The sequence below is a fragment of the Ruminococcus sp. genome (assembly GCF_019417665.1).
Taxonomy (GTDB): domain Bacteria; phylum Bacillota; class Clostridia; order Oscillospirales; family Ruminococcaceae; genus Ruminococcus_C.
The window spans coordinates 1-4,572 of record NZ_DXUU01000101.1 but is presented as its reverse complement, the minus strand read 5'-3'; the positions used below and the strand labels follow the sequence as shown (position 1 = coordinate 4,572).

The following is a 4,572-nucleotide window of genomic DNA, read 5'->3' as shown; positions in this document are numbered from 1 at the left end:
GGCGACAAGGGGCTTTGCCCCTTGACCCCACCAGCATTTTTGAAAAATTGCTGGACCAAAAAACTTCATTGCCGCCTGCGGCATGGTGTTGCCCTAAATGAACTGATCTTATAAAAACAACCCGACGGGCTTGCCGGGTCGTTTCCTTGTTCTGTTTAAAGGGTATATCCGTCGGCACGAAGTGCGTCAATGAGATCCCCCAGAATTTCCGCATTGGTAGAAGAGACAGCGTGCAACAGCAAAATCTCGCCGCCGTGGGCATGTTCCTCCAATCGTTCCAGAGATTGTGCCGGGTCGGGCTGGGCATCTGTTTTCCAGTCCACATAGGCATCGCTCCAGAACAGGGTGCGATAACCGCATTCCTGTGCGGTCTCCAATGCTGCCTCGGAATATTCTCCGCAGGGGCAACGGAAATACTGCATTTCATAATCATAGGTGTCCAGCACATACTGGTGCAGATCCATGATCTCCGCCTTTGCCTCAGATTCCGACAGAGTCGGCAGACTGGCGTGGGTCATACCGTGATTTCCCAGAGTATGTCCCTCTGCGATCATTCGTTCTACCAGTTCCGTTTCCTTCTTGACATAGTCACCAGTCAGGAAGAAGATGGCTGATACATTTTTCTCCTGCAATGTGTCCAGGATCTGTGCGGTATAGCCGTTTTCATAGCCCTGGTCAAAGGTCAGAATGATCCGGCTTCGATCAGGCGTTGTGGCATATGCGTCATATTCTGCATATTGTTCGTCAAAAGCAAGCGCATCCAACGGTCGGTTTTCGCTGTCCACCGCTGTGCCCTGCCCATAGCCAATGACCTGACTGCTGACTGCACTGACAGGCACCACCGGGATGACTGCCGCTGTCAGCAGTCCGGACATCATACCAGCTATCCAACGGTTCATATTGCGTTCGCCTCCTTGCAGCTGCTGTTGCAGCCAGAGTTAGTATGCCCGTGGGCAGAGAATTTATGCGGCTTAAAGTAGAATTAGGAATGATGAGTTAGGAATGGAAGTATCGCCTGCGGCGATGGATTTTAAAATAAAATCGATAAGCTTTCAGCGGCGTTTTATGATTCGTGAGCGAAGCGAACACTATCATCCCTCATTCCTAATTCAAAAAAATAATCCCCCGTTCCAGCGCAGTGCAGGTTCGGAGGATATTTCGAGCAGCCTTTGTTCCGCTTGTACGCAGGACACCGTGCTGTTTCTGTACGATCATGGAAATGCTCATTCATGTATTCTGCCTTGTCTCCGGCAGAGCATGGGATGACGCTCAGTTGCCCAAATAGGACTTTACCAATGCCTGGAGCAGCTCGTCCCGGTCGATATGCCGGATGAGACTTCTGGCATTGTTATATGTGGTTATGTAGGTGGGATCCTCGGAGAGGATGTAGCCTACAATCTGATTCACCGGATTATATCCCTTTTTCGTGAGCGCATCATATACAAGCATCAGCGTTTTCTTCATCTCGATCTCTTTTTCATCATTCACAGAAAACGTCATGGTTTTATCATACATGAAAAATCAACCTCCTTCGGAACTTGGATACTTTTCTATTATACCCGAATTTCATGTGATGTACAAGGGATTCCTACTTTTTTTGCCGTTTTGCAACTGAATGCACCTTGATTTTTGTGCAATTTGACGAACCTTTTGATAGATTTCTCAATATGTACAGAAAAAGGGACGGGGTTGTCCCTTTCTCCGACATGATCTCGCCTGGGTTCTGCTTAGAGTCTGTTCAGTATCTGGGCGTGCGCAAATTGCGCAGTCAGATTTTTTGGGAGATGAAGTGAAAAACGGAGGAAATCCTTTGTGGATTTCCGAGTATTTTCGCAAAATCTCCCAGAAAAGATGCAAGCAAGATGCGTGCGAAAAGATGCTGAACAGGCTCTTAACCCTGTGCGCTGGAAGTGCGCTTTACGAAAGAATCGCAGTTCGTGCACTCCGGCACAGTGGGGTTGGACTCGTGTGTGCCTACACAAATACAATCCAGACCGCAGTAGTTCTCTGTCACCATGTTGTGCTTGCACTGGGTAACAGAACACTTGATGTTGTTGTTTTTCTTTTTCATTTCCATGGTATATTCTCCAATTCTGAAAATGTTACTGCTGCGGCAGCATAATGCGTTTTCTCTGCCGCTCCGCCGGAACGGTTCTTTGTGGGGACTGCTGCCGTATCAGTACAGTCCCAGTATGCCCGATTCTGCAAATTCTATGCACAAAGCAGAAAACATTTTGTCGGGTTGTCGGATTGACAAGAAGGAAAAGAAATGGTATTATATTATGTATGAAGTTGGAAATTTATTTGCAGAAATTTGATCGTTAAAACTATAATATAGCGCTCATCTTGCTTTCTATGCAGCAAAAGGCGTACCACAACAGCAAGCTAAGATCCTGCTCCAGCGAAATCCCCAAAATCAGCCCCGATCTATGTGCATTACATATAAAATCAGGACTATGTTGTTGACTTTCTTATGCAATTGTGATACAATAAAAACAACAAGAGTTGGCATTTTCATGTGAGAGGATGGATAAATCAATATGAAACGAATATCACAACAATGTACAGCGATGCTCACCGCAGTGCTGCTGGCACTGACCGCCGTTGCTGTACTGTTTTCGCCCATGCGTCAGAGCTATGTCTCGGCGGAAACCACAACGAACAGTGCATCTACACTGAAAATTGCCACGGTGCAGGTCGACATGGATCAGCTGATAAAAGATCACTATCTGGTAACTGTTCCCGTTACATTCCCCGACAACCCCGGCTTTGTGATCTTACAATGCGGTGTCTCATGGGACAATACACGCATGAGTGCTCTGGGTGCAAAGCGCACTGACTACCAAACATCGCCGATGTTCGCCTATTCCCCCGACAACGATTACATGTGGGCGACCTATGTAAATAACTACAACGGAACTGATCTGTATGCCGTGACATTTCAACTCAATGAAGATGTCCAGGTAGGAGAGTTTCTGGAGGTCAACGGCGTATATGAAGACTATACCCACAACCCAGCACAATATGCCGATACCTCGGTGAATCATATTCAGCTAGACTACATATGCGGCGGCATCTCCATTGTGGATAATATCGTCCCCGAAGTCTCCCTGGAGATCGGCGATGAAGGCGTTGCCAAGGCATCCATGCAGGATCTGGAAGAAAATGATCATATTGTAGAAGTTCCCATTCGGGCAACTTTCAACAACGGTTTCAATGGGCTGGAATTCGGCGTCAGTTGGGACAACACCCAGCTCATCTCTGAGGCACCTTCCGGCAATACCCCGGAGGGACTATCCCTGATACCATCCTTTGACGACAGCAGCGGCACCGGATGGATCCAGGTCTTTGCGGATGAACGATATACCGGCACTGACATCTGCACCCTGCGGTTTCGTGTTCCCGACAATGCAAAACCGGCAGACTTCTATGAGATCACCCTGACCGCAACAGGATCAAACGGCGAAGAGGCAAATGTCATCAATTCCGACGGTAAGGAGGGTACATTGACCCTGTGCACCGGTACGATCCGCATTACCTCCACCCAACCGGTGAACTCCTATGCAAACGGCATCGTCTCCCTGCCAAATATTGAGATCACGCCGAAAGAATTAGAGGCAAATGACTATATCGTCAATATCCCTGTGAACATCTCCAAAAACAGTGCCTTCACCCAGTTGGAATTTGGTGTTTCCTGGGAAACAAGCAACCTGAATCTCATCGATTGCACTTGCGATGATGACAAAAATCTCGGCATGATCACATCTGATTACGGATCAAACGGCGGAATATGGCTGCCGTTCCTGTACCGGGGCAAAAACGGCGCATATGTGGGTACTTCTCTCTGTACCATCCAGTTCCGGGTACGCCCGGACGCTGCACCGGGTGATGTGTTTGCCCTGACTGTTGATGAGACTGACGGCGAGGGCTCCACTGCCATGATTACCGACATCAAAGGCGAATCCGGCAAGATCCGGCTTTCCTCCGGCAGCATTTCCATTGTCTCCACCGAACGGCAGGAAACAGCTGCTTCTGTGAAAATCGGCGATATGGAAATCACCATGGATCAGCTGGAATTCGATGACTACGAAGTAAAAGTCCCCTTGACACTGACCAAAAATGCAGGCATTGCTTCTGTGGCATTCGGCATCTCCTGGGACAGCAGCCTGGCAGTGCCCATGGACGCCACCTCTTTTAACCAAGAATATCTGGGACTGCAAGCCAACTTCTCCGAACAAGATATGATCTGGCTCAATTATATCAGCATCGACCCCGATGAGAATTATGTCTATTATGATCTGGATCTGGGGGTACTGGTTCTGGAGCTCTCCGAGGATGTCCAACCGGGAGATGTGATTTCCCTTACTGCTGTGGATCTTTCAAAAAATGGTACTGCTGCCAGTGCAGTAAACGCCGATGGCAACTCCACCATTCCCATTCTGGAATCCGGCTCCATTCGGATCATTGACGACACCGTGAACACCGAGGAAACTACCGAAACCACACCGCCGCCGCCAACAACAACAACAACAACAACAACTACTACCTGTCTCTTATACACATCTGACGCTG

At 48.3% G+C, this 4,572-nt stretch carries 4 protein-coding genes; 1 reads left to right on the top strand and 3 read right to left on the bottom strand.

The window, feature by feature from the left end; translation table 11 throughout:
- Nucleotides 1-155: 155 nt before the first annotated feature.
- From QZ375_RS13730 to QZ375_RS13720, 3 genes are all read right to left on the bottom strand, one after another.
- A complete protein-coding gene (locus QZ375_RS13730) occupies nt 156-899 on the bottom strand; it encodes a polysaccharide deacetylase family protein (RefSeq protein WP_295219859.1) in 744 nt (247 codons plus the stop codon).
- Nucleotides 900-1,269: 370 nt separating this feature from the next.
- Entirely contained in the window at nt 1,270-1,515 is a 246-nt protein-coding gene (locus QZ375_RS13725) for an IreB family regulatory phosphoprotein (RefSeq protein WP_295219858.1), read from the bottom strand.
- A gap of 376 nt (nt 1,516-1,891) precedes the next feature.
- A complete protein-coding gene (locus QZ375_RS13720; protein WP_295219856.1) occupies nt 1,892-2,077 on the bottom strand; it encodes a DUF1540 domain-containing protein in 186 nt (61 codons plus the stop codon).
- 463 nt (nt 2,078-2,540) lie between these two features.
- On the opposite strand from QZ375_RS13720, the gene QZ375_RS13715 reads away from it, so the two are divergent.
- Nucleotides 2,541-4,572: hypothetical protein (locus tag QZ375_RS13715; RefSeq protein ID WP_295219854.1), on the top strand; the 2,032-nt coding region annotated here is incomplete at its 3' end.

Excerpts from the sequence above, each read along its gene's own strand:
- QZ375_RS13730 (WP_295219859.1), bottom strand. The coding sequence starts at position 899 with ATGAACCGTTGGATAGCTGGTATGATGTCCGGACTGCTGACAGCGGCA.
- QZ375_RS13725 (WP_295219858.1), bottom strand. The coding sequence starts at position 1,515 with ATGTATGATAAAACCATGACGTTTTCTGTGAATGATGAAAAAGAGATC.
- QZ375_RS13720 (WP_295219856.1), bottom strand. The coding sequence starts at position 2,077 with ATGGAAATGAAAAAGAAAAACAACAACATCAAGTGTTCTGTTACCCAG.